Raw genomic sequence first — 24681 nt, forward strand, 5'->3', positions numbered from 1 at the left:
GAGCGCACCCTGTAGGGAAAGACGCCGGGACAGCGGATGACACAAAAGGGCGGCCGGTGCAGAACCGGTCGCCCTTTTTCTATCATTTATCTTTTATTTTCATCGTCTTAATGCCTGTTCGGCGCCACCCACCCCGCCACGCCACGTGACCCCATCCACATCAGAATTTAAACGACAGCTCCACGCCATAAGTGCGCGGCTTGCCCACCACCGCGCCATTATGGCCCAGCGCGGAGGCCAGTTGCATGCCGCCCACGAAATATTCCTGGTCGAACAGATTCTCGCCATAGAGCGCCGCCGACACCGGCGATCCCATGATGCCGTTCCAGCTCAACCGGCCATTGACCAGCGTATAGCCGGGCAGCCGGGTGCGCGGCGCGATGGTGTCCGCCGCGTTGGAGAAATATTGGCCGGTCTGGCTGTACACTTCCCCGCGCAGGCTGACCTGCCCGACCGCCGCGTCCATGGGCGCGGACAGTTCGGCCCACAGCGTGCCCGAACTTTTCGGCGTGTCGCCGACGGGACCATAGGAATAGCTTTTCCCGAACAGGACCACGGTGCCATTGGTGAATTTGGCGTCGGTGACGGCCAGTTGCCCACCCACGCGCAGCCAGTCGGCGGGCTGCACCATCGCCTCCGCCTCGATACCGCGCACCCGTTCTTCGGGGACATTGGTGGTGTAGGCGATGGAGGCGACGCCGCCGGGGCCGTCCGGGTCGGGGAACTCCGCGCGCTGAACCCCGTGAATCCACTGGTTGAAGACCGCGATGTTGAGCGTGGCGCGACGCCCCATCACCCGCCCGCTATATTTCAGGCCACCCTCCACATCCTCCGTCGTTTCCGAGCCGAAGAAATTGCTGGCGTTGAGGTTCTGCACCGTCGGGTCGAACGTGCCGTTATAGCCACCGCTGCGGAAGCTGCCCCGCGTCTTGACGTACAGCAACAGGTCCGGCGTCGCCTGATACTGAAGCCCGACCTCCCAACTGGGGTCCGAATAGTCGCGCACCCGCTCCGGCGCGCCGAAATTGTCGGAGCCGCGAAGCTGGAACCCCTTCACCCTCTCCCAGGTGTAGCGGATGCCGGCAGTCAGCTTCAGCCCCTCCGCCCCGATGGACGACAGGTCGTAGGTGCCCTGTGCGTAGACGGCGTTGGTGTTGTTCCTGATGCGGAAATGATTGTTCGCATAGGCGGGCGTGCCAAAGGCGGGCGCCCCCAGATCGAAATAGGTCTGCGGATATTGGGAACGGACAGTCTGCCGCTGGAAATAGGCGCCGACGATGAAGTCCAGCGCGCCCGCCTGCCCCTGAAGCTGGATCTCCTCCGAATAGGAGCGCAGCTTGTCGAGATTGCCATACAGGCCGCGCTGCGCGTTTTCGGTCAGGATGGTGACGAAGGGCGCGCCAAGCTGTGGCTGATCGCTGAGCGTGAAGCTGTCCACGAAACCAAAGATGTTGCGCAGCTTGAGACTGTCGCCCAGCGCGATCTCCGTGATGTTGGTCAGCGTCCAGCTCTCGCCATAATGGCGCGCCCCGCCGGGATGGTTGGTGACATAGGGGCCAAGCCGCCGCTGTTCATCGACATAGGCCAGCAGGCCGGGCGCATACGCCTTGGGATGGGTCGCCAGATAGCCCGCCCAGAAGGCGGAGCCGAACGCGCCATTCGGGCCGAACAGGCCGCCCGCCGCCGCGTTCAGCGCATTGCCATTGTTCGTCTCGCCCGGCGCATAGACGCTGTAGGTATAGGAGGCCCCGGTGTTGGTGCCGGTGGTCTTCGAATATTGCAGCATGGTGGTGCTGGTGATCGTGTCGGTCGGCTTGAGGGTCAGTGTCGCACGGGCGTTGCCCCGGTTGATCTGGCCCAGCGTGTCGCCGGTGTAGAGGTTGCGGATGAAGCCATCGTCATGGGTGTAATTGCCCGCGACGCGCAGCAGCACCCGGTCATCCACGATCGGCAGGTTGATCGCGCCCTCCACCTCGACATGGTCGAACCGGCCATAGCGGGCGCGGGCATAGCCGCCGAGGTCGTTGGTCGGCTGGGCGGAGGTGAACAATACCGCGCCGCCCGTGGCGTTGCGCCCGAACAGGGTGCCCTGCGGCCCCTTGAGCGCCTGCACCGACTGGAGGTCGAAGAAGGTGGATGCCCCGCCCACCGGGATGGGCACTTCGTTGAGATAGGTGACGACGGCGGAGGGCGAGCCGCTGAAAATATCCGCGCTCTGGCCGCGCAGCGAATAAGTGAGCGAGTTGTTGCCCTGCGTCTGGCGGATGGTCAGGCCGGGCACGGTGCGTTGCAGGTCGGCGTCGGTCGTGATGGCGCGCTTGACCAGATCCTCCGCGCCGATGGCGGTGATGGCGATGGGCACCTTGGCCAGGCTTTCGTCGCGGCGGCGGGCGGTGACGACGATGTCGGCGTTCGATCCCGCCTCCAGCGCCGCGCCGGACGACCCCTGCGCCAGGGCGGCGGCGGGCGACAGAGCGGCGATGAGCGCCAGCAGCGAAAGTCCCGTCAGCCCGCGCGCGCGATGGGCCGCAAATATGGATGTGCGGATCATATGTTCCTCCCCAGGACAGGCGGTCCGCCCTGTTTTGGGGTGGCGGCCGCTGGCGGATTTGACCACAGCCGTTGCGGCGGGGAAATGTCTGGAGCGGTATTGTGGAGCGACCGGGATGGAGAGACGGAGGCCATAAGAGCCAGCTATCGCATCCCCGGCCGGTCGAAATGGATACGGCTGGGGAACAAATGCCGTCATCGCTCGTCCCCCAAGCCATGACCTTTTCGCTCTCGCGCCGCACCACCATCCTTCTCAGCGCGGGGGCCGTGCTGCTGCTCGCGCTCGTCCTGCTCCTCGCCACCTTTCCGGTCGGCTGGCTGAAGGGCCGGGCCGAACGGCAACTGGGCGAGCGGTTCGGCACGGCGGTCCGCATCGGCGCGCTGGAGCGGGAAAGCGGCTTTTCCTTCTCCCCGGTGATCCGCGTGGCGGACGTGCATGTGCCGCAACAGCCATGGGCCGGACGCGGCGAACTGGCCGCCATCGGGCTGCTGCGGGTGCGGGTGCCGGTCCTGCCGCTGCTGGTCGGGCGGGGGGATGTGGACGCGCTGACCGCGTCGGACATTCGCCTGAACCTGGTCCGCGCGGCGGACGGGCGGGCCAACTGGCGCGGGGGCAAGGACGGCGATAACGATAGCGATGCCGGCGGCGGCGCGGGCTTCGCGGGGGTGCGGATCGAGAACGCCGTCATCCGGTATCGCGACGCGGTGCAACGGCGGGCCTTCACCCTCTCCGTCACCGCCGATCCCGTCGCCGGACTGTCCGCACGGGGCCGTGGCACGGTGGATGGCGCGCCCGTCACCCTGCGCGTCAGGGGCGGGGCGATGGCGCCGGGCCGCCCCTGGCCGTTCGAGGCGGATATTGCGGGCGCGGCGCTGACCATGGCGGCGAAGGGCAGCATGGCCGCCCCGCTCGACACCCGCGCCCTGACCTTTCGCGTCACCGCGCGCGCCGACGACCTCAAACGCATCGACCGCATCATCGAGGCCGGGCTGTTCGGCACGCAGCCGGTCGCGCTGGCCGCCGATGTGCGGCGGGCGGATGGCGCGTGGATCGTGCAAAGCCTGACCGGCACCATCGGGCGCAGCCGGCTGAACGGGCATATCAGCGCGCGCAAGGTGGATGGCCGGGTCAAGCTGGACGGCGACGTGCGCTTTGCGGCGCTGGATTTCGAGGATCTGGCCAGCGACGAGGGCAACGCCCGCGCCCGCGCGCTGGAGCAGGCGGAAGGGCTGCGGCTGGTGCCCAACACGCGCATCAACATCGGCAAGATCGACCGGACGGACGGGCGCATCGGCGTGCGGGTCGACCGGATATTGGGCGGGCGCCGCCCCTCCTCCCTGCGCGACCTGAGCGGCGTGCTGCACCTCGACCGGCGGATATTGACGGTGGAGCCGCTGCGCATCGGCCTGACGCGCGGCGCGATCACCGGCAAGGTGGTGGTGAACCAGCGCGACGGGCAGCCCGCCCCGCGCGTCACCATCGCGCTGGACATGACGGGCAGCAGCATCGCGGCGCTGGTCGGCGGCGGCGAGGCCGGGATCGACGCGCGGATGGACGCCCGCGTGCGCCTGACCGGGGTCGGCAGCACGGTGCGCGAGGCGGTGGGCCGGTCGGACGGCAGCATCGGCATCGTGGCGCGCAACGGCGTGCTGCCCGCGAAGATCGCGGCTCTGATCGGCTTTGACGTGGGGCGCGGCCTGCTGGGCAGGGACGAGGAGCGCGCGACGTTGCGCTGCGCCATCGTGCGGCTGGACATGCGGGGCGGGACCGGCACCTTCGCCCCGCTGCTGATCGACACCAGCGCCAGCCAGACGCGCGGCACGGGCGCGGTCAGCTTCCCCAACGAGGCCATCGCCGCAACGCTGACCGGCGCGCCCAAGAAGGACGCGCTGCTGGTCGTCCCCGGCTACATCACCGCGCGCGGCACGATCCGCGAGCCGGAGGTGGTGGTGCCGCCGCAGACCAAATCGGTCGGCAATGTCCTGAAAGCCATCGGGCGCGCGATCACCGGGCATGACGAAGTGCTGGCGACGGATGCGGACTGCGCGACGCTGGGCCGCAAGACGATCGGGCGGTAGGGACAGGAGGAAAATCGCTCGCCACCGTCAGACGCCAGGTCCATAAACAGACACGCCGTTTCTATCGACCATGGGGGATGGTGGATCATGTCCGACGAATTGGCGCCGACGCGCGCGACATTGGAGAAACTCTATGCCGAGCATCGGGTTCATCTCCGCCATATCGAAACATTGCGGTCCAGCGTCCTGACGTTCCTGGGCACGGTATCGGGTGCGATCCTGGGCTTTGCCGCCAAGGATGGACTGCGCCCCGATGACAAATGGATGGGGGCGGTGGTGTTTGGGCTGGGCGCCTTCGCGCTTTTGCTCTCCGCCAAGCTGCATGAAAAGCTCAAGCTGGAAATACGTCGCGCGGACGGGATGGTCAGGGCGATCGATCAGACACTCCCCGGCAGCCCCCTGTCCGCAATCTATGACGCGATGAATGCGGATCACGACCGCGCATTTCCCATGCTCCGTCGCCTGAAGATGTGGGCCGTGTGGGGAGGGCTGGCGGGCGTCCTGTGTTTTGTCGGCGGCGTGGTATTTTTTCTGGCCGGTTAAGCGGCGGAGGGCGAAATCTCAGGGCTGCATTGTGGAGCCAATGCGTCAGCCAGAGAACCGGGCGTCGGCCCCCGGCCCTACCGCCGGGGCACAGCCACCTCGATAACGCCGGCCGCCACCCGCGCCACCACCGGCGTCGCGGCCAGCACCTCCCCGTCGATGGAGATGCGCTGCGACGGTTTCGTCGCCAGCCGGATCGCGGTGCCGCGAAACTCCTTCGTATGGGCGTCGCGGTCGCGCAGCTTGAAGAATTTGGCGTACCAGTCCCACGCCAGCCGGGCATGGCTGCGCCCCACCACCGCCTGCACCACGATCTGCCCGGTATCGACATCGGCATTGTCCGACAGTTCAACCCCGCCATGATAGGGACCGTTGAGGATGCGGACCTCCGTCGACCACATCCGCTGTTCCCCCGTGCCATCGTCGATGGTCAGGCGAAAGGCGCGGAAGCCGACCGAGCATTTTATCGCCCAGAGCAGATAGCCGATCCGGCCCAGATAGCGTTTCAGCTTGTGCGGCACCGTCTTGCCGATCATCGGCGACAGGCCGAGCGAGGCGGCGTTCACGAAATAATCGTCGTCAATCATGCCCAGGTCGATCCGCCGCCGCTGGCCATGGGCGATGGCGTCGATGGCCCCGTCCAGGTCGAGCGGCAGGTCGAGCGTGCGCGCGAAGCTGTTGGCCGTGCCCAGCGGCAGCACCGCAAAGACGCAGTTCGTCCCCACCAGCGCATCCACCGTCCCCGACATGGAGCCGTCGCCGCCGCCGACGATGACCATCGGCGCGCCGTCCGCCACCGCGCGCCGCACATGGTCGAACAGTTGCGAGGGGTCGCGCACCGGATGCGCCGCGATCAGGGTGACGCCGGCCTCCGTCAGCTTGGCCCGCGCCGCCTCGAACAAATCCTCGCCCTTGCGCGACTGGGCATTGACGATCAGCGCGGCCTCGCGCGGCAGAGAGCTTGTTTCCATGCCGCAACTAACCCCCGGCCGGTCATAAGTTTCCGGGCCGGGCCGGTCGTGCGACGGAAAATCCCATACCGGTGCCGGGGTGGCGGCCCGGTGGCCGCCCGGTGGCGGCGAAAATCCACATATCGCGCAAAATGCAGGTCCGGGCGCGGACGCGGCGCGCCGTGGCCCTTCATCCTTTGTCAGCATCTGCGGCGACGGGTGCGCGCAGGCCGCACAAATCCGCAATTGCTGCCGATCCCGACCATGGGACCATGGTTCAGGACGGTCCCGAAACTACGCTAACTCCATATTTTCGCTGATATTATCCTCAATGCCGGGGCAACCGTTTCGTTCTAAACATAGCAATATGCGGGCAACAATCCCAAGGCCGCATGATAAAGTGACGCGGGGTCGCAGGAGGCAGGGATGATCAACTGGTTCAAGAAGGACGCGCCGATACGGCGCAAATTTTCCGTGCTGCTGGGCGTGCACATGCTGTGGGGCGTCGTGGCGGTGGGCGGCGTCATCCTGACCGCCCAAGGGTCGCCGGGCGCGGGGCTGGCCATGGGCATTGCGGCGCTGGTCGCGCATATGCTGACCGTGGTCATCAGCGGCAGGCTGATCTGCGATCCCTATGTCGGCACCGTGGTCCGCATGGAGAAGCTGGCCGCGGGCGACCTGACCACGCCGGTCGATTTCACCGATCACAAGGATTGCGTGGGCCGGATGACGCGGGCGATGACCGTGTTCCGCGAAAATGCGATGCGCGCCAGTTCCGCCGAGGAAGTGGACGCCACCGTCAGCGCGCTGGGCGATGCGCTCTCCACGCTGGCGCAGGGCGACCTGACCGTCCGGCTGCACCAGAGCTTCCCCCACCGGTACGAAAGCCTGCGCGGCAATTTCAACGAGGCGGGCGAGCGGCTGGAGCAGTTGCTGACCAACGTCGCGGATTCGGCGCAGAATGTGCTGGCCGCCTCCGCCCAGATCCGCGATGCGTCGGACGACCTGTCGCGCCGGACGGAGCAGCAGGCCTCCTCGCTGGAGGAAACCACGGCCAGCATGACCGAGGTGACGGGCCTGGTGCAGGAAACGGCGGCGGGCGCGGGACAGGCCAAGGGCGCGATCTCCGTCACCTATCAGGAGGCCAGCGACGGCGGCAGCGTGGTGACGCAGGCGATTTCCGCCATGGGCGCCATCGAAAGCTCGTCGGGCGAGATTTCGCAGATCATCACGCTGATGGACGGCATCGCCTTCCAGACCAACCTCCTCGCCCTGAACGCAGGCGTCGAGGCGGCGCGGGCGGGCGATGCGGGCAAGGGTTTCGCGGTGGTCGCCAACGAGGTGCGGGCGCTGGCGCAGCGATCCGCCGACGCGGCCAAGGACATCAAGGATCTCATCACCAAAAGTTCGGAGCAGGTTCGGCTGGGCGTCAATCTGGTCGGGGAGACGGGCCGGGTGCTGGACACCATCGTCAACCGCATCGGCGAGGTGAACGAACTGGTCGGCGGCATATCCGATGCGTCGGGTCGCCAGTCCAACAGCCTGCAACATGTCCACCGCGCCATATCGGACATGGACAAGATGACGCAGCAGAACGCCGCCATGGTGGAGGAAAGCACCGCCGCCGCCCGATCCATGGCCGGTCAGGCGGAGCAGCTCGCCAATATGGTCGCGACATTCCGGGTATCGACAGGGGGAGCGGGAAGCGCAGGAGTGGAGGAGCGGTGGTCGTTTGTTGTGGGGGGGTGAGGGGTTTGGGCCGCAAAGTAACAGCGGCCCAACGGACGAATGGATGGCCTGGTACAGCGCGCAAAATTCAAGAAATGATCATCATGCACATCGCTGCGATCCAAGCGCCTTCATTCCAGAGTCGCGAAGAGAACGGTGTCAGTGCAGCTGTTGGATTGATGCTCAAGGCGTAACTTATATTCTGGGACAATGTCCCGTATCAACTTTGCGATACGAATAAAATCATCGACCCTGTGATAGAGGCAAACCGCCAGCTTTGGTCGATATTTTCGGATCAACTGCGCCGCGCCTTTCAGCGCATCATATTCCCCACCTTCAATGTCCATCTTTATGATGGAAACAGGTTCATCGACCAAAAAACTATCCAGTTTTGTGACGGGAATGGAGATCACACCTTCAGCGCCGACGAGGTCATCCGCGACAATAGCCGAAAACACACCATCGACAGCGAAATTGATCGTTCCATCACGATCCGCCACGCCGGTCGCTATGATTTCCACCCGACCATCCTGCGCTTCGGCCACGGCCTGCAAATTTTCTTGCATCGTCGGGTCGGGTTCGAAGGCGTAGATTCTGGCATAGCCTCCGTCAGCCGCTTCGATGAACAGGTTGACCGTGTCCCCGTCATAGGCGCCGCAATCGACATAGACGGTATCGGCGGACGGCTTCAACAGGCTATGAAACAGGTAGAGGTCTTCGGTCCCCGTGGACGCTCGCTCAAAATCGGCGCGATCCCCACTGAGATGAGCCTGTATCACTCTGGCATAGGTTTCACGCGACCGATCGTCGTGAAGCAGGGCGGAAACCTCTTCAAACTGGCCAAGTTCTGACGCCAGAAAATTGCGAAATTCACCTTTGTCGAAGAAATAGGCACAGGTTAGATCGACGTTACATACCCGGCCTGCAGCCAGCTTCTCCCTGAGGAGCTTTTCGATATCATCGAAGTAGGTTGGACTGGAAATCAGGAAGCGCGCACCAGGAAAGCGGGCCGCCGCATCTCCAAGCGCCATGACGGGATATCTATCGCGAAATTTGCTGCCGTGCTTCGCCGGGTCCGAATCGCAGATTGCCATGACAGAAAATCCATGGCGTTCCACCGTCTTCAGGATATCGGCCAACGCAAATCCCGCGCCGTACAGGACGATTTCGGGATCTACCATGGCACTATCGAGAAACGCATCAATCTTGCCGGTCGTCTTCAGCAGGGTCTCAAGCATATGACGATCTCCCGGTATGCCTGCGCTTACCTATGGGCCAGCGCATTCTATTGCGGTCGCGTACTGCGCGCCGCTCGCAAATTCAATCGGCCATCGTAGACATAGCCATCCGGCCTCAAATTCCCGCTATTTCTGGCCAATATGCAGGCTGGTCCGTCAGGAGAGCAGGCCCTACCCCTTAACCCCCTCATAATGCCGCCGCACCAACCCCGCGAGGCGCAGGGGATCGAACGGCTTGCTGACCACGCCGATGGCGCCCGCGTCGATATAGCGTTGCACCTCCGTCGAGCGGGCGCTGGCGGTGCAGAACAGGGCGGGGATGGCCGCCGTGTCGGGCCGCTGGCGCAGGGTCGCGAGCAATTCCATGCCGGTCATGCCGGGCATCATCACGTCGATCAGCATCAGGTCGGGCAGCCAGCCGTCGCGGCCCAGCACCTCCATCGCCTCCATGCCCGAATCCGCGACCTTCACGATCAGGTCGGGGTCGAGGCCCAGCGACAGTTCCACGATGGTCCTGATGTCCGCCTCATCATCGACATAGAGGATGTTGAGGACGTCACGCACCATGCTTCTCCCGGTCCTGGCGATCCCGGATCGCGACGATGGTATCCACCAGATTGGGCAGCGACCGCTTCGACTTGGTCAGCACGGCCTCCACCTCCCGCACGTCGCTGGCGCCGCAATCCTGCGCGGAATAGATGATGACGGGCGGGGTCGGGCCGTCGCGCGCCGACAGTTCCGACACCAGGTCCAGCCCGGACCCATCGGGCAGCGCGATGTCCACGATCATGATGTCGACCTGGAAATTGTCGAGGAACGCCCGCGCGGAGGCCAGGTTGGTGGCATGGGACACGCGCGCAAGGCCGGACAGGGCCGTGGCGGTGATGTCCAGCGTGTCCGGGTCATCCTCCACATGCAGGATCAGCGGCATGTCCATCGCCGCGCGGGCGATGGCCGCGGCCACGGCGTCGCCCAGCTGCTCCGTCGCCAGCGGTTTCGCCAGCCAGTCGACAATGTCGAGCGCGGCAAGATCGCCAGGGTCGGAGACGAGCGTTTCATTGGCGATGGCGATCACCGGCAACGCCCGCCCGCTGGGCACGCCGCGCACCGTCTGCAACAGGGCGGGCGCGTCGCCGTCCGCAAACTGCACATCGACGATCATCGCCATGTAGCGCCGCTGATGAATGGCGGCCAGCGCCTCCGGGATCGTCTCCACCACGTCCGTCTTCATCGACCGGCTGGCGAACCATTCGGTCAGCCAGCCCGCCTCGCTCTTGTTCGTATAGAGGATGAGGTAGGACTGGCCGTTCAGCCCGTCGAAGGAGGTCGTGGTCCCCGGCGTGACGCCATGCAGTGGCAGGTCGAAGGTGAAGGTGGTGCCGCCCTCGTCATTGTCCTGAAAGCCGATGTTGCCGCCATGATGGCGCACGATGTCGCGCGAGATGCTGAGGCCCAGCCCGGTGCCCGGCGTGCTGGCGGTGGACGCGCCTGTCGCCTGTGCAAAGCGGGTGAAGATGCGGTCGCGCAGCTCCAGCGGAATCCCACCCGCCCGGTCCGCCACCGCGACCCGGCAGCGCCCGCCGTACGGCAGGGCCGAGAGGACGACCTCCTCCCCCTTTGGCGAGAATTTGATCGCGTTGGACAGCAGGTTGCCGACGACCTGCACCAGCCGGTCGCTGTCGCCATGGACCATCACCGGATCGGGACCGGGTTCGAAGCGCAGGGTGACGCCATGCGTTTCCGCAAGGCCGCCCATCCCCTCCACCGACCCGGCCACCACATCGCGCATGTCGATGGGGGCCATGGCGAATTCCATCTCGCCCGATTGCAGCTTCTCGGCATCCAGCAGGTCGTTGACGATGCGGATCAGGCGGTTGGCGTTATTCTCCGCAATGGTGACGAGCCGTTTCGACTGGTCCGACAGGCTTTCGAACGTGCCCGCGCGCAACAGGCCCAGCGACCCGACGATGGAGGTCAGCGGCGTGCGCAGTTCATGGCTGACCGTGGAGAGGAACTGGTCCTTGATCCGCTCCACCTTCTCCCGTTCCGACACGTCGCCGAACACCGCGACGATGTGCATGCCATCCTCCAGCGGCATGAGGCCCAGCGCGACCTCCACCGGCACCGTCTCCCCATTGGCGGTGCGGGCGGGCAGCAGCGGGCGGAAGGGTTCGGCAAGGCCGTTCGGCCCCAGGCCGAGGCGGTCGAGGAACGGCCCCTCCCCCGGCGCGATGTTGACGATGGTGGCGATGTCCCGGCGCAGCAGATGCGTCGCGCTATGGCCGAACAGCCGCTCGGCCGCCGGGTTCATGATCTCGATGCTGCCGCTGGGGTTGATGAGGACGATGGCGTTGATCGCGCTGTTGAAGATCGCATCCTGCCGGGCGCTGTGGTTCAGCGCCTCCTGCATCGCCACATACCGCGACCGCCGCCCGTGCCAGATGAAATAGGCGGCGAGAAAGGCGATGAGGGTGACGAGGCTGACACCGATCAGATAGGCGCGCCGTCCATATTCCGTCCGCGCGATCCCCTGTGCCACGACGCGGGCCAGATCGCCATTCTGATGGACCTCGATCGCCGCGACTTCCGTGCGAATATCGTCCATCAGCCGCTTGCCATTGCCCGCCGCGACGATGGCCGCCGCCGCATCCACCCCCCGCGATTCCCGCGCGTCCAGCACCAGCTGCATCTCCACGAACTTGCGGGGCACCAGCGCGCGGAGACGGGAGACATGGCCACGCACATCCGCCGACTGGGTGGCGAAGAGGCGGTCGACCTGCGCCATCTTGGCACCCACCCGCTCGCGCGCGTCCATATAGGGGGCCAGAAAGCTGGGGTTGCCGGTGATGACATAGCCGCGCTGCCCGGTTTCGGCGTCCTTGATCTCCGAAATCAGGGCGGCGATGGCGATTTCCCGGCGATAGGCCTGCTCGATGTCGTGCTGCCCCTTCAGCAGGCTGTCGAAATTGCTGGTCAGCCACAGCGCGATGGTGATGAGCGCCAGCGGGATGAGCGCGGCGATTGCCAGCACCCGCCACAGGCGCGGCGCGGGGCGATGTTCGGCGGGGAGCGATGCGGCCATGCCTCAGCTTTGCAGGTCGAACAGGGGACCGACCGCGAGCACCGCCTGCACCCGGTTACTGACCCCCAATTTGCGGAAAATCGCCGTCATATGCGCCTTCACCGTCGCCTCCGACAGGTCGAGGTCGCCCGCGATCTGTTTGTTGAGATGCCCCTTCACCAGCGCGGTCAGCACGCGCATCTGCGCCGTGGTCAGGCTTTTCAGCCGGTCGCGCAGGTCGGACAGGCCGGGCACATCCTCGCTGACCGGGGGGAAGACGGTGCGGCCGTGCAGCAGTTCGTCGATGGACTGGGCCAGCGCATCGAACGGCTGGCTCTTCGACAGGAAACCCGCCGCGCCGATGGCCCGTGCGGCGGTGACGATCTGCGGCTCGTCATAGGCGGACACGACGGCGATGGGCGTGTGGCCCAGCGCGTGCTGCATACGGAACAGCCCCGAAAAACCATCCGCATCCGGCAGGCGATAATCGAGCAGCATCAGCGCATAGCCCTGATGTGTCCGCGCCAGCACCTCCGCCGCCGCGATGCTGTCCGCAAAATCGAGGATGATGTCGGGATGGCGGGAGCGAATGGCCATGGCCAGGCCTTCCCGCACAAGCGGGTGATCGTCAGCGAGGAGGATGCGTAACTGTGCCATTTTTCCCTCCTCTTGATAGAGGGTTAGCGCATAAGCTGCGAGATGTTCAATCCATTATCGAGTAGAAACATTTCAACAGCGGAGCGACAGGCCCAATGCAGGCGATCCGGGGCAGTCATGCGATACTATTGCTGGCCGATGACATATTGAAGGCGCAGTTTCGGCAATGGCTGGAGCCGCATGGATGGGTTTGCGATTTCCGCGACACGGACGAGGAGTTGCGCCTTTCTCCCGACGATGCTCCAGCAATTGTCCTGATGGATGCGGCCATCGACGGGGACAGGCTGGCCGGGCATCTGGCGGCGATCCGGGCGACCGCCGGTCCTGCGGCCGGAACTCCGGTGCTGCTGCTCGCCCCGCCCGGCCATGCCGGGGTGAAGGGCGTGTCGGGCCGGATCGACACGCCGCCGGACCGCGAGCGGGCCATCGCCCTGATCGCGCACTGGACGGGACCGCTGGACGATCATGGCTTTCGCGACCTGTCCGCACCCCATTACCGGCTGGTGCGGCTGGCCGGGCAGGAGAGCGCCGCACGGCTGCTGCTGAGCTTTGCCGGCCATGCCGAGGCGGCGCTGGCACGGATGGACGCGGGCGAGGATGTGAAGCGGGCCGCGCACGATCTGGCGGGCCTCGCCGGCACGCTGGGCTTTGGCGCACTGAGCGCCGCATGGTCCGCGATCGAGCGCGACGAATCGGATGACCCCGATGCCGCGCGGGCGGCCACCCGCGCCACCATCCAATCGCTGAAATATCTGTTTTCCAAGGAATAACTGGCCGGAAATCGCCGTCGACCATGGGACTTTGGTCGCAAATTTCCCCCTTTGTTCCCAGCGGGTTAAACAAAATTAACCGGCGGGGCGCTTTGTGGTCCTCGCAAGACGGTTTCCGTCGCGGGATCGAAGAGGTTGCCCCCTGTCCCTTCGAAACAGAAACGCGATGGCATGGAGAGGCTTCGGCCTCTCCCCTTTTCTCACGGACCACGGCGCCGGTCAGGCAGCCGCCCTGTGGGTCGCACGCGATGCCGGTGGAAACGGGACGACGATCCCGCCACCGGCATCGCAACCCATTTCCCGATCCGTATGCGGATGCAGAAGGCTGCATGAACCCGCCGTTGCCAAGGTTGCGACGCTATCTGTGGGTGTTGACGCTATCTGTGGGTGTTGCGGATTGGTCGGATTCGACCGCCTGCCGCACTGCGGCTTTCGCGATGATGTTCGGGCGAGGCGATGCCGCCAAGGGATGGGATTGGTTTCCTTCGTCACCCCGGACCCGATCGGCCATTATCCCGCTGGAACCTGCCCCCCCTCTCGTTCAGAGCTTGTCGAAGGGCTGCACTTCCTTGAAGCGCGGAGCACCGAAGAAGAACGGTCCTTCGACAGCATCAGGACGAACGGCATTGTCTGTCCGGCTTGCTCAAGCGGGATAATGACCGACGTGATCGAGGGTGCTGCTGTTCTGAGAGCGATACGCGGGAGAAGCGGATCCCGGTTCAGGACGACGGGGGCGTCTCCGCGCGCCTCACCGTCCGCGCTTCAGCCGTGAAAGCGCCTCGTCCAGCGTCTGGAGGAAACGCGACCGATCCGTCTTCGAGAAGGGCGGCGGCCCGCCGATGGCGTCGCCGCCCGCGCGCAGGTCCGCCATGATCGCGCGCACCGCGATGGCGCTGCCGATGCTGCTGTGGGTGAAGGGCTTGCCGTTGGACGAGATGACCGTCGCCCCCGCCTTCAGGCAGCGATCCGCCAGCAATATGTCGGCGGTGATGCACACCGTCCCCGCACCCGCCCGTTCCGCGATCCAGTCGTCGGCCGCGTCGAAGCCGTCGCTGACCACCACCCGGTCCAGCAGCTCATGCGCCGGGATGCGGATGGGGCTGTTGCTGACGATGGTGACGGGAACCCCGTGACGAAAGGCGACCTTGTAGATCTCCTCCTTCACGGGGCACGCATCGGCATCGACCAGGATGCGGATCGGGGGCGCAGGGACAGGCGCGGTCATGGACGGGGTCAGCCCGGCTTGCGGCCACCCTTGAACGGGGGACGCTTTGCGCCGCCCGGACCACCGGGACGACCGCCGGGGCCACCCGGACGGCCACCGGGACCGCCGGGACGCCCACCCGCACCGCTACGCTCCTTCTGGATGCCGAAGCCGCCACCGGGACCACCGACGGGCTTTGCGCTGTAGGGGCGCGGCGCGTGAATGGTCGGGCGGCTGTTGTCGCGGCGGTTCTGGCGCGCCTCGTCGCGGGGCTTGCCCTCGACCGGCAGGATGTACACGCCGTCATCCTCCTCCGCCTGCGTGCGGCGCACGGCGGCGAAGAAGCGCGCGGCGACAGGCCCGGCCACTTCGAACATGGTGTCGTCGGCGGCGATGCGGATCGCGCCAATTTCACCCCGGCCCAGATGGCCACGGCGGCACAGCAGGGGCAGCAGCCAGCGCGGATCGGCATTCTGGTTGCGACCGCAATTGACGCGGAACCAGGCGCTGTCCTCGAAACCGGCGCGGGGGCCGCGATCGGCCTGCGGCGAGTCCGCGCCCAGCAGTTCCTCCGGCGCGGGCAGGCGCGAACGATGCGCGAAGACCAGAGCCGCAGCAATGTCCTCCGGGCTTTTCTCGGCCAGCAGGCGGGTCGCCAGCTCGCGATCCTCGTCCGTGACCTCCACGGGGGCGAGCAGACCCTCGATCAGGCGGGCGCTGTCGGCCTTGCGGATGTCCGCGGCAGAGGGGGCGTTGACCCATTCCGCCGGAATACGCGCACCGCGCAACATGCCCTCGACCCGCTTGCGGCGGGGGAAGGGGACGAGGAGGACGGCAGTGCCCTTCTTGCCCGCGCGGCCGGTGCGGCCCGAACGGTGCTGAAGCGTTTCCGCATCGCGCGGAATCTCGACATGGACGACCAGCGACAGGCCGGGCAAGTCGATACCGCGCGCGGCGACGTCGGTCGCGACGCACACCTTGGCCCGGCGGTCGCGCAGGGCCTGCAACGCCTGGTTACGCTCATTCTGGCTATGCTCGCCGGACAGGGCGACGACGGCAAAGCCGCGCTCGGTCAGGCTGGCGTGCAGATGGCGGACATTGTCGCGCGTGGCGCAGAACAGGATCGCCGTCTCCGCATCATGGAGGCGCAGCAGGTTGACGACGACATTTTCAATGTCGGACGGGGCAATGGCCATCGCCTGATAGCTGATGTCGCCATGGCCGCGGTCCTTCTCGACCGTGGAGATACGCAGCGCGTCGCGCTGATACCGCTTGGCCAGCGCCACGATCGACTGCGGCATGGTGGCCGAGAACAGCAGGGTGCGACGGTTTTCCGGCGTCGCGTCGAGCAGTTCCTCAAGGTCTTCGCGAAAGCCCATGTCGAGCATCTCGTCCGCCTCGTCGAGGACAGCGACGGCCAGACCCTGAAGGTTCAGCGCGCCCCGCTCCAGATGGTCGCGCAGGCGGCCCGGCGTGCCGACGACGATGTGGCAGCCGCCGGAGAGCGCGCGGCGCTCCTTGGCCGCATCCATGCCGCCGACGCAGGTGACGACGCGGACACGGGCGGCCTTGTACAGCCATTCCAGTTCGCGGCTGACCTGCAACGCCAGTTCGCGCGTCGGCGCGATGACGAGGGCGAAAGGCGACACGCTGATGCGCGGCGCGCCATTTTCGTCCAGCAGTTGCGGCGCCATGGCGAGGCCGAAGGCGACGGTCTTGCCAGAGCCGGTCTGCGCGGAAACGATGAGATCGCGACCCTCCGCTTCTGGCTCCAACACGGCGGCCTGAACGGGAGTGGGGTCGGCATAGCCGCGCTCGGTGAGCGCCTCGGCCAGAAGCGGGAATTGGGTATTGAACGTCATGTGTTCTGCTTGTGAAGAGAGGGGGCGACAAAGGAGCCGCGCAATATGTGGGAGGCCCTTAGCATCAAGTGACGGAAATCTCCAGTAACTCGATGGCATCCTCTTTTCCGGCAAAGGACAGGAGGTCGCCCGGCTCCCCATCGATCAGCGCGCGGGCCAGCGGCGCGGTGAAGGCGATGAGGCCGGCGGTCGGCTCCGCCTCGTCATCGCCGACCAGGGTGATGGTGCGAACCGCACCGTTGAGGCGGAAGGTGACGGTGCAGCCAAAGGCGACCGATGCCCCCGTCGGCACAGGTGCGGGCTGCGCCGTGGCAAGGCGGGTGCGCCAGTAGCGCAAGTCGCGCTGCGCCGTCTTGCGCGGCTCCTCCTCCGTGATGGCGGCGACGGTCGCCTCCCACTCCGCAACCTTCGCCTCGATCTGGCGCAGGCCGCGCGCGGTGACGAGATTCGGGCCGGGCGGGATGGGGATCTCGAACTTCGGTTCCAGATGCTCCTCGTCGCTCTCCCGGCGAAAGGCCACGCTCATGCTGTTTCCTCTTCCTCCACGGTCCACTCCGCAAGATCGGGTTCCTGCCCGATCAGGGCAAGGCCATGGGCGATGGAGGTGAGTTCGTTGCCGCTGTCGATCTTGTGCGCGGCGAACCGCGCCTCGAAGATGGCGCGCACGGCGGGGATCAGGGAGGAGCCGCCCGTCAGGAAGACATGGTCGATGCCGTCCGGCGTCAGCCCCGCCTTGACCAGCGCCGCGTCCACCGTCTCCGCGATGCGGGCGAGGTCGGGCGCGATCCAGCTTTCGAAATCGGCGCGGGCGACGTCCGCCTCCACCGTCAGGCCGGACTGGTCGAAGTGGAAATGGGCGCTGTCGTCGCTGGACAGGCCGCGCTTCAGCTTGCCGACCGCATCATAGAGCGGATAGCCCAGTTCATTGTCCACCACCGCGATCATGCGGTCGATGGCGGCGGGATCGGTCGCGCTCTTGCGCAGCTTCGCCAGCGATTCCAGCGTCCGCCGGTTGCGCATCAGGGCGAGGCGCGACCAGTCGCCGAAATCGGTGAAATGACCGGCGGGGATTTCCAGCGTCTTGTCGAAGGAGCGATAGGTGCCGCCCTTGCCCAGCATCGGCAGCACCAGCTTGTCCATGATGCGATAGTCGAACCGGTCGCCCGCGATGCCGATGCCGGTGGAAGCGAGCGGCGTGCAGCGGCGCGCGGTCCCCGGCGCCTCGATCCGCACGATGGAAAAGTCGCTGGTGCCGCCGCCGAAATCCGCCACCAGCAATGTCGCCGGTTCGGTCAGGCGGCTGGCGAAGCTGAACGCCGCGCCCAATGGCTCATAGACATAATGCACCTCCCGCCCCAGCCCGGCGAACATCAGGTCGTACCGCTGGCGGGCCAGGGCGGCGTCCGGCCGCGCGCCGACATAGCGCACCGGGCGGCCGATCACGACCCGCTCCGGCAGCGTTTTCAGCGCATCGGCGGCGTGGGTGCGCAGATGGCCGAGGAAGACATGGCCCAGTTCCTCGAACCGGAACCGCTTTTCGAAGATGGTGGCATGTTCGAAGCCGGGGTTGGCGGCGACCGACTTGAAGGATTGCAGGAACCGCGACCCCTGCGGGAAGTCGAGGAATTCGGAGATCGCCCACGGTCCCGCCTCATGCCCGATGCCGCCCTTGACCGCGTCATCCTGCCAGAAGCACAGCGCGGAGCGGAACACCGGGCTGATCCCGTCGGGCGCGGCAAAGTCGATCAGGTCCGCCCGGCCATCCTCAAAGCCGCTCGCGACGACGCTGTTGGTCGTGCCGAAGTCGATGCCGATGGAGCGCACGGATGCGGGGGTGGTCATGGGGAGGCTTCCAGATGGGAGGAGCCGCGTGGGCGCCACGCGGGGCTGGCGCCTATGGCAGCGCGGGCGGGATAGTGCAATGGCCCGGCGCGGGTGGCAAGGGTTGCGATAGCATCCCCGCCACAGCATCGTCATGCCAGCGAAGGCTGAGCAATCCCGGCTACGCCATCACCCCCCTCACCCGTTCACCGTCTCCAGCGCCTCGTTCGCCTCCATCCACACCGCTTCCGCGGCCTCGATCTGCGTGTCCAGTTCCGCGCGGCGCTTCATCATCTCGCCCATCGACAATTTGGCGAGGGCGGCGGGCGCGGTGGAGGGGTCGAACATCGCCTTGTCCAGCACGGTGCGGCCCTCGGTCAGCTTCGCCAGTTCCTGCTCCGCCTTCTTCGCGACCTTGCTCAGCGCCTGATATTTCTCACGCGCTTCGGCGGCGGCGCGGCGCTGGTCCTTCTTGTTGCCGCCGCCCTTCTCGCCCTTGCCACCCTTGGCATCACCGCCGTCCTTGGACAGGATCATCTGGATATAGGTTTCGATGGAGCCGTCGAATTCCTTCGCCGTGCCCTTGTCGACCAGCACCAGCCGGTCCGCCGTCATCTCCAGCATGTGGCGGTCATGGGACACGATCACCACCGCGCCCGAATAATCGTTGAGCGCCTGGATCAGCGCCTCGCGCGCGTCGACGTCCAGATGGTTCGTCGGTTCGTCGAGGATCAGCATGTGCGGTGCGTCGCGGGTGATGAGCGCCAGCGCGAGGCGGGCGCGCTCGCCGCCCGACAGCTTGCCGACCATCGTCGTCGCCTTGTCCCCCGAAAAGCCGAAACGGCCGAGCTGGCTGCGGACCGCGCCCTGCGTCGCGCCCTTCATCAGGCTGGTCATGTGCTGGAGCGGCGTCTCGGTCCGGTCCAGTTCCTCCACCTGATATTGGGTGAAGTAACCGACCCGCATCTTGCCCGATGCGTTCATCGCGCCGTCCATCGGCTTCAACTGCGCGGCCAGCAGGCGGGCCAGAGTCGTCTTGCCGTTGCCGTTGCGGCCCAGCAGCGCGATGCGGTCGTCCGGGTCGAGGCGCAGGTTGAGCCGTTGCAGGATCGGCGTCTCCGCATAGCCGACGGAGGCGAGGTCCAGCGTGATGAGCGGCGGGCGCAGCTCGTCCGGGTTGGGGAAGTTGAAGCTGAGCGAGGGATCGTCGATCAGCTCGGCAATCGGCTGCATCTTGGCCAACGCCTTTTGCCGGCTCTGCGCCTGCTTGGCGGTGGAGGCGCGGGCGCTGTTCTTGGCGATATATTCCTGCAAATGCTCGCGCTGCGCCTGCTGCTTGGCGCGGGCGGAGGCAAGCTGCGCCTGCCGTTCCGCGCGCTGCCGCTCGAACGCGTCATAGCCGCCGGGATAGAGGGTCAGCTTGCCGCCCGACAGGTGGAGGATATGGTCCACCACATTGTTGAGGAAGTCGCGCTCATGGCTGACCAGCAGGATGGTCGCGGGGTAGCTGATAAGGAAATCCTCCAGCCACAGCACCGCTTCCAGGTCGAGATGGTTCGACGGTTCGTCGAGCAGCAGCAGGTCCGGCGCGGAGAAGAGCAGCGACGCCAGCGCCACGCGCATCCGCCAGCCACCCGAAAAACTCTCCAGAGGCTGATGCTGCGCCGCTTCGTCGAAGCCGAGACCGACGAGGATCTGCGCCGCGCGGCTGGGCGCGGTGTAGGCGTCGATGGCCATCAGGCGGTCATGCACCTCGCCCAGACGGTCGGGGTCGTGGCTGGTCTCGCTCTCCTCCAGCAGCGCGGCCCGCTCCGTATCGGCGGCCAGCACCGTCTCGAACGGGGTCGCGTCGCCGCCGGGCGCTTCCTGCGCGATATAGCCGAGGCGGGCGCCGCGCGGCATGTCGATGGAGCCGGTGTCGGGTTCCAGCATGTCCGCGATCACGCGCACCAGAGTCGATTTGCCCGCGCCGTTACGGCCGATCAGGCCGATGCGCCCGCGCGGCGGCAGTTTGGCGGTCGCGCCGTCAAGGATCGTGCGTCCACCCAGGCGGACGGTGATGTCGGTGATATTCAGCATGGCGCGCGCCTAGCACCAATGACGCCAGAACCCAATGGGGCGCTGGCGCAACCTGTCCCGTATTCGGCGCGGCCCGCTCCGCGCGGCTGGCGCGCCACGCGGGAGGCGCGCGCGGAGCCGTTTATTTCTTCTTGCGTGCCTTGGCCGCGACGGCGGTCTTGGCGTCCTCGATCACGTCGATGGCGTCCTGCGCGCTTTCTTCCGCAGCGTCCTGCGGAGCAGCGGCGGAACCGTCCAGTTCGCGGGTCGCCTGATCCCAGTGCAGCGCATCGCGGCCATGGGGCTTGCCCTCCGCCTCCCACAGGGCATGGGCGCGCGCCCTGATCTGTGCGTCTTTGTCCTGGCTCATCGGCTGCACTCCCTGCTGGCGAATAATCTGCCCTCGCAACAATCGTCGGTCGCGCATTTGGATGCAGCCCCCTGCGAAGATTCTGGCCACACCGGGAAAAATTTTATTGAACGGCGTATAATTTATAATTGAACACTGTATATTTATGCGATAGGGCGGAAATGCAGCCCGACGGACGGGGATTTGGGAAAAATCCTTGCTGACAACGGATCGCATTAACAGTCGCGAGAGATTTCGATCATAATCGGGATTCAATCGAACAGGGGAAGACCGCATGTCCGCACCAGAATATAGCCTGCTGACCAAGCGTCGTTTCGCGCCCCTGTTCGTGGTGCAGTTGCTGGGCGCCTTCAACGATAATCTGTTGAAGTTCGCGCTGCTCTTTCTCGCCAACTTTCATCTGTACCAGAACCAGCCGGGCAAGGCGGAAATGCTGGCGACCATCGCCACCGGCCTGTTCATCGCCCCCTATTTCCTCTTCTCCGCCCTGGCCGGACAGATTGCCGATGCGTGGGACAAGGCGAAGCTGGTGCGGATCGTCAAGGGGGCGGAGGTCGCCATCATGGCGCTGGGGCTGATCGGTTTCTGGACCAACAGCGTGCCCCTGCTGCTGGGCGCATTATTCCTGATGGGCGTCCATTCGACCCTGTTCGGCCCGGTCAAATATTCGATCCTGCCGCAGCATCTGGGCAAGGATGAAGTCGTCGGCGGCACCGGCCTGATCGAGGCGGGCACCTTCCTCGCCATCCTCGGCGGGCAATTGCTGGCGGGCATGGTGCAGCCGTGGGAGGCGGGGCTGATCGCCACCGCGCTGGCCGTCGCGGGCTTCGTCGCGGCGCTGACAGTGCCGCCTGCCCCCGCGACCGCGCCCGGCCTGAAGGTCGACGCCAATGTCTTCGCCAGCACATGGCGCATCCTGAAGGCGGCGCGGCACGGGCCGGGCGTCTGGCTCTCCATCCTCGGCATAAGCTGGTTCTTTGCGGTCGGTGCGGTGCTGCTGTCCGAATTCGCGCCGCTGGTCGGCGGGGTTCTGAAGGCGCAGCAATCGGTCGCCACGCTCTTTCTCCTCATCTTCTCGATCAGCGTCGCGCTGGGTTCGCTGCTCGTCAACACGCTGCTCAAGGGTGAGGTTTCGGCCCGCTATGTCCCCATCTCCGCCCTCGCGCTGGCGGGCTTCATGATCGACCTGTGGTTCGCGGCGGAGGCGTTCGTGCCCGCCGTGACGGGCGCGGACATCGCCACCTTCGTCACCTCCACGGGAAGCTGGCGGATCATGATCGATCTCGTCGGCATCGCCTTTGCGGGCGGCGTCTTCATCGTGCCGCTCTACGCCATCCTCCAGACGCGCAGCCCGGCGGAGGAGCGATCGCGCACCATCGCGGCGAACAATATCGTCAACGCCATCGTCGCGGTCATCGTGGTGGCGGCGGCGACCATCCTGCTCGCCAACGGCACCAGTGTTCCGGGCGTTATCGGGGCGATGGGCCTGGCGACGCTGGTCATCGCCTTCATCTCCTGCTGGCTGCTGCCCGAAACCCTCATCAAGAGCCTGATCCGCGGCGTGCTGAAACTCCTCTATCGCATCGAGGTCGCGGGCGTGGAGAATATGCCCCGCCCCGGCGAGCGCGCGGTCGTGGTGGTCAATCACGTAAGCTGGCTGGACGGGTTGCTGCTCGCCGCCTTCCTGCCCGGCACGCCCGTCTTTGCCGTGCATAGCAAGGTGGTGGAGATGTGGTGGGTGAAGCCCTTCCTCGGCCTGTTCCGCGCCTTTCCCGTCGACCCCACCAACCCCCTGTCGGCCAAGGCAATGGTGAAGGCGGTGCGGGAGGGCGCGACCCTCGTCATCTTCCCCGAAGGCCGCATCACCGTCACCGGCGCGCTGATGAAGGTGTTCGACGGTCCCGGGATGGTCGCGGACAAGGCGGACGCCCCCATCGTCCCCGTGCGGATCGACGGGGCGCAGTTCACGCCCCTGTCCCGCCTGAAGGGCAAGGTCCGCACACGCCTGTTCCCGAAAATCCGCCTGACCATCCTGCCGCCCCGCCGCTTTATCATCGAGGGCGAGGCGCTGACCGCCCGCGCCCGCCGCGCCATCGCGGGACGGCAATTGTACGACGTGATGAGCCAGATGATCTTCGACACGTCGGCGACCGATGGCACGCTGTTCTCCGCCCTGCTGGAGGCCCGCCATATCCATGGCGGCGCGGCGCCGGTGGTCGAGGATGTGAAGCGCGAACCGCTGAGCTACGACCGGCTCGTCACCGGCGCGCTGGCGCTGGGCCGTCCCCTGGCGGCGGGCACGGCGCGGGGCGAGGCCGTCGGCCTGCTCATGCCCAATGTCGCGTCGGTGGTCGTCGCCTTCTTCGCGCTCCAGACGCGAGGGCGCGTGCCCGCGATGCTCAACTATACCGCGGGTCTCACCAACCTGCGCGCCGCCTGCACCGCCGCTGAGGTCCGCACAATCGTCACCGCCCGCGCCTTCGTCGCGCAGGCGAAGCTGGGCGAGACGGTCGCGGCGCTGGAGGCGGACGGGCTGCGCATCGTTTGGCTGGAGGATGTGGGCGCGGCCATCGGCACGGGCGCAAAACTGCGCGCCGCCACCGCCAGCCGATTCGGCGCGGGGCGGCAGGAGGGCGCGCGCCTTTCCCCCGACACGCCCGCCGTCATCCTGTTCACCAGCGGGTCGGAGGGATTGCCCAAGGGGGTGGTGCTGACCCATCGCAACCTGCTGTCCAACTGCCGCCAACTCGCCGCGCGGATCGACTTCAACGCCGCCGACACGGTGTTGAACGCGCTGCCCGTCTTCCACAGCTTCGGCCTGACCGGCGGCACCTTGCTGCCCATCCTGCATGGCGTGAAGACGCTGCTCTACCCCAGCCCGCTGCATTACCGGATCGTGCCCGCGCTGGCCTATGACAGCAACGCGACGATCCTGTTCGGCACCGATACCTTCCTGTCCGGCTATGCCCGCATGGCGCATGGCTATGACTTCTACTCCCTGCGCTACATCTTTGCGGGGGCGGAGCGGGTGCGGGACGAGACACGCACAATCTATGCGGAGAAGTTCGGCCTGCGCATCCTCGAAGGCTATGGCGCGACGGAAGCCGGGCCGGTGATCGCGGTCAACACGCCGATGCATTTCCGCGCGGGCACGGTCGGGCGGCTGCTGCCCGGCGTTACCGGGCGGCTGGACGCGGTGCCCGGCATCGCGGAGGGCGGCCGCCTGTTCATCCGTGGTCCCAACATCATGGCCGGCTATATGAAAGCGGACGCACCCGGCGTGCTGCAACCGCCGGAGGGCGGCTGGCACGACACGGGCGACATCGTGACCATCGACGCGGACGGCTTCGTCACCATCCGCGCCCGCGCCAAGCGGTTCGCCAAGATCGGCGGGGAGATGGTCTCGCTACCCGCCGTCGAAGGCTATGCCGCCGCCGTCTGGGCGGGCGCGGACCATGCCGTCGTCACCCGCCCCGACCCGCGCAAGGGGGAACAACTCGTCCTGTTCACCACCGACAAGGCGGCGGAGCATGGCGCGTTGCAGGCGTGGGGCCGCGCCAATGGCGTGACGGAACTGGCCATCCCGCGCGACATCCGCGTGGTGGAGGCGCTGCCGGTGCTGGGCACGGGCAAGATCGACTATGTGACGCTGGGCACGATGGCGGCGGGGTGAGGTCTGCTCAAAGTTGCAGCATCCCTGCCGGTCCCATCCACGACACTCCCGACCTGATCCGGGATGACGAAGGGGCATATCCGCAAACCATCCAGACAGGCTCCGACCGAACGATGG

The 24681-nt window shown here is 66.4% G+C and carries 17 protein-coding genes; 5 read left to right on the forward strand and 12 right to left on the reverse strand.

Annotated elements, in window-relative coordinates:
* Positions 1-160: 160 nt before the first annotated feature.
* On the reverse strand, positions 161-2551 hold the full coding sequence (locus LWE61_RS08705; RefSeq protein ID WP_234149665.1) for a TonB-dependent receptor: 2391 nt from the start codon (positions 2549-2551) through the stop codon (positions 161-163).
* 215 nt (positions 2552-2766) lie between these two features.
* Between LWE61_RS08705 and LWE61_RS08710 the strand changes: the two genes are divergently transcribed.
* Together LWE61_RS08710 and LWE61_RS08715 are read left to right on the forward strand one after the other, a co-directional pair.
* Positions 2767-4629, forward strand: coding sequence for an AsmA family protein (locus LWE61_RS08710; RefSeq protein WP_234149666.1), 1863 nt, complete (start codon positions 2767-2769; stop codon positions 4627-4629).
* Between the two features lie 87 nt (positions 4630-4716).
* On the forward strand, positions 4717-5172 hold the full coding sequence (locus tag LWE61_RS08715) for a hypothetical protein (RefSeq protein ID WP_234149667.1): 456 nt from the start codon (positions 4717-4719) through the stop codon (positions 5170-5172).
* Positions 5173-5249: 77 nt separating this feature from the next.
* Here LWE61_RS08715 and LWE61_RS08720 read toward each other — a convergent pair whose 3' ends face one another.
* Positions 5250-6143, reverse strand: a complete 894-nt coding sequence (locus LWE61_RS08720; RefSeq protein ID WP_234149668.1) for a diacylglycerol/lipid kinase family protein — start codon at positions 6141-6143, stop codon at positions 5250-5252.
* A 405-nt stretch (positions 6144-6548) separates the two neighbouring features.
* On the opposite strand from LWE61_RS08720, the gene LWE61_RS08725 reads away from it, so the two are divergent.
* Positions 6549-7871: a methyl-accepting chemotaxis protein gene (locus LWE61_RS08725; RefSeq protein WP_234149669.1), complete on the forward strand. Its 1323-nt coding sequence runs from the start codon at positions 6549-6551 to the stop codon at positions 7869-7871.
* A gap of 110 nt (positions 7872-7981) precedes the next feature.
* Here the strand turns inward: LWE61_RS08725 and LWE61_RS08730 are convergent, their stop codons facing one another.
* The 4 genes from LWE61_RS08730 to LWE61_RS08745 all read right to left on the reverse strand — a co-directional run bounded on the left by LWE61_RS08730 (position 7982) and on the right by LWE61_RS08745 (position 12806).
* Entirely contained in the window at positions 7982-9088 is a 1107-nt protein-coding gene (locus LWE61_RS08730) for an FkbM family methyltransferase (protein WP_234149670.1), read from the reverse strand.
* 171 nt (positions 9089-9259) lie between these two features.
* Positions 9260-9655 carry a response regulator gene (locus LWE61_RS08735; RefSeq protein ID WP_234149671.1) on the reverse strand — a complete coding sequence of 132 codons (396 nt, stop codon included), beginning with the start codon at positions 9653-9655 and terminating at the stop codon, positions 9260-9262.
* Entirely contained in the window at positions 9645-12170 is a 2526-nt protein-coding gene (locus LWE61_RS08740) for a CHASE3 domain-containing protein (protein WP_234149672.1), read from the reverse strand. The genes LWE61_RS08735 and LWE61_RS08740 overlap by 11 nt, the downstream gene beginning before the upstream one ends.
* Positions 12171-12173: 3 nt before the next feature.
* A complete protein-coding gene (locus tag LWE61_RS08745) occupies positions 12174-12806 on the reverse strand; it encodes a response regulator transcription factor (protein WP_234149673.1) in 633 nt (210 codons plus the stop codon).
* 95 nt (positions 12807-12901) lie between these two features.
* Here LWE61_RS08745 and LWE61_RS08750 point away from each other — a divergent pair, with 95 nt between their 5' ends.
* On the forward strand, positions 12902-13576 hold the full coding sequence (locus LWE61_RS08750) for an Hpt domain-containing protein (protein WP_234149674.1): 675 nt from the start codon (positions 12902-12904) through the stop codon (positions 13574-13576).
* A 748-nt stretch (positions 13577-14324) separates the two neighbouring features.
* Here LWE61_RS08750 and LWE61_RS08755 read toward each other — a convergent pair.
* The 6 genes from LWE61_RS08755 to LWE61_RS08780 form a co-directional block, all read right to left on the reverse strand.
* Positions 14325-14774, reverse strand: coding sequence for a YaiI/YqxD family protein (locus LWE61_RS08755; protein ID WP_234149741.1), 450 nt, complete (start codon positions 14772-14774; stop codon positions 14325-14327).
* A 35-nt stretch (positions 14775-14809) separates the two neighbouring features.
* Entirely contained in the window at positions 14810-16642 is a 1833-nt protein-coding gene (locus LWE61_RS08760) for a DEAD/DEAH box helicase (protein WP_234149675.1), read from the reverse strand.
* A 64-nt stretch (positions 16643-16706) separates the two neighbouring features.
* Positions 16707-17168 (reverse strand): GreA/GreB family elongation factor, encoded by a 462-nt coding sequence (locus tag LWE61_RS08765; protein WP_234149676.1) that lies wholly within the window; start codon positions 17166-17168, stop codon positions 16707-16709.
* On the reverse strand, positions 17165-18484 hold the full coding sequence (locus LWE61_RS08770) for an Hsp70 family protein (RefSeq protein ID WP_234149677.1): 1320 nt from the start codon (positions 18482-18484) through the stop codon (positions 17165-17167). The genes LWE61_RS08765 and LWE61_RS08770 overlap by 4 nt, the downstream gene beginning before the upstream one ends.
* Before the next feature lie 177 nt (positions 18485-18661).
* Positions 18662-20542, reverse strand: a complete 1881-nt coding sequence (locus LWE61_RS08775) for an ABC-F family ATP-binding cassette domain-containing protein (protein ID WP_234149678.1) — start codon at positions 20540-20542, stop codon at positions 18662-18664.
* A 121-nt stretch (positions 20543-20663) separates the two neighbouring features.
* Positions 20664-20891, reverse strand: a complete 228-nt coding sequence (locus LWE61_RS08780; protein WP_234149679.1) for a DUF2934 domain-containing protein — start codon at positions 20889-20891, stop codon at positions 20664-20666.
* Between the two features lie 274 nt (positions 20892-21165).
* Here LWE61_RS08780 and LWE61_RS08785 point away from each other — a divergent pair, with 274 nt between their 5' ends.
* Entirely contained in the window at positions 21166-24564 is a 3399-nt protein-coding gene (locus LWE61_RS08785) for an acyl-[ACP]--phospholipid O-acyltransferase (RefSeq protein ID WP_234149680.1), read from the forward strand.
* The last annotated feature ends 117 nt before the right edge of the window (positions 24565-24681 follow it).

Origin of the sequence: Sphingobium sufflavum, from assembly GCF_021403115.1 — a bacterium.
GTDB lineage: Bacteria > Pseudomonadota > Alphaproteobacteria > Sphingomonadales > Sphingomonadaceae > Sphingobium > Sphingobium sufflavum.

Bases quoted from the DNA above. Each gene is read 5' to 3' on its own strand.
- LWE61_RS08745 (WP_234149673.1), bottom strand. From the start codon at position 12,806: ATGGCACAGTTACGCATCCTCCTCGCTGACGATCACCCGCTTGTGCGG.
- LWE61_RS08780 (WP_234149679.1), bottom strand. From the start codon at position 20,891: ATGAGCCAGGACAAAGACGCACAGATCAGGGCGCGCGCCCATGCCCTG.
- LWE61_RS08785 (WP_234149680.1), top strand. From the start codon at position 21,166: ATGTCCGCACCAGAATATAGCCTGCTGACCAAGCGTCGTTTCGCGCCC.
- LWE61_RS08710 (WP_234149666.1), top strand. From the start codon at position 2,767: ATGACCTTTTCGCTCTCGCGCCGCACCACCATCCTTCTCAGCGCGGGG.
- LWE61_RS08735 (WP_234149671.1), bottom strand. From the start codon at position 9,655: ATGGTGCGTGACGTCCTCAACATCCTCTATGTCGATGATGAGGCGGAC.
- LWE61_RS08750 (WP_234149674.1), top strand. From the start codon at position 12,902: ATGCAGGCGATCCGGGGCAGTCATGCGATACTATTGCTGGCCGATGAC.
- LWE61_RS08720 (WP_234149668.1), bottom strand. From the start codon at position 6,143: ATGGAAACAAGCTCTCTGCCGCGCGAGGCCGCGCTGATCGTCAATGCC.
- LWE61_RS08765 (WP_234149676.1), bottom strand. From the start codon at position 17,168: ATGAGCGTGGCCTTTCGCCGGGAGAGCGACGAGGAGCATCTGGAACCG.
- LWE61_RS08715 (WP_234149667.1), top strand. From the start codon at position 4,717: ATGTCCGACGAATTGGCGCCGACGCGCGCGACATTGGAGAAACTCTAT.
- LWE61_RS08760 (WP_234149675.1), bottom strand. From the start codon at position 16,642: ATGACGTTCAATACCCAATTCCCGCTTCTGGCCGAGGCGCTCACCGAG.
- LWE61_RS08775 (WP_234149678.1), bottom strand. From the start codon at position 20,542: ATGCTGAATATCACCGACATCACCGTCCGCCTGGGTGGACGCACGATC.
- LWE61_RS08705 (WP_234149665.1), bottom strand. From the start codon at position 2,551: ATGATCCGCACATCCATATTTGCGGCCCATCGCGCGCGCGGGCTGACG.
- LWE61_RS08725 (WP_234149669.1), top strand. From the start codon at position 6,549: ATGATCAACTGGTTCAAGAAGGACGCGCCGATACGGCGCAAATTTTCC.
- LWE61_RS08770 (WP_234149677.1), bottom strand. From the start codon at position 18,484: ATGACCACCCCCGCATCCGTGCGCTCCATCGGCATCGACTTCGGCACG.
- LWE61_RS08740 (WP_234149672.1), bottom strand. From the start codon at position 12,170: ATGGCCGCATCGCTCCCCGCCGAACATCGCCCCGCGCCGCGCCTGTGG.
- LWE61_RS08730 (WP_234149670.1), bottom strand. From the start codon at position 9,088: ATGCTTGAGACCCTGCTGAAGACGACCGGCAAGATTGATGCGTTTCTC.